The 404-nt window shown below is 65.3% G+C and carries 1 protein-coding gene; it reads right to left on the minus strand.

Annotated features, from left to right (window positions below; genetic code table 11):
• Positions 1-404: hypothetical protein (locus BJP32_RS16800; protein WP_198935317.1), on the minus strand; the 404-nt coding region annotated here is incomplete at both ends.

A 404-nucleotide genomic window follows, 5' to 3' on the forward strand; every position in this document is an offset into this window, starting at 1 on the left:
CGCTTGAACCATTCCACCAGCCAGTACCCGCGCTGCACGATGATTTCCGAAGTGTAGTAATCCGGTGCCGCGGCGCCGTAGGCGGGAACGAACGGGTACGGTTCCACGTAACGGCGATTGCTGGTGTTGAAAGTAGCCGTGGTGCCGTAGCTGACATGGCCGATATCCGGGCTGAGCGCTCCGGAGCCGAGCACTTCGCAGGCTTTGTCGGCACCACAGGCAATCAGCGGCAGACCGGCGGGGATGCCCGTGTGGGCTTCGGCCTCGGCGCTGATCCGGCCCAGTGGTTGCCCCGGCGGCACCAATTCCGGCAATTGCTCACGCCGTACCCGCAGAGCCTGCCATTTGAGGTCGCCGGGCCGGGCCCATTGCCGGCGCCGGTAATCGAATGGCAGGTAGCCGAC

This window comes from Brevundimonas sp. ZS04, from assembly GCF_001956865.1.
GTDB classification, from domain to species: Bacteria; Pseudomonadota; Alphaproteobacteria; order Caulobacterales; family Caulobacteraceae; genus Brevundimonas; species Brevundimonas diminuta.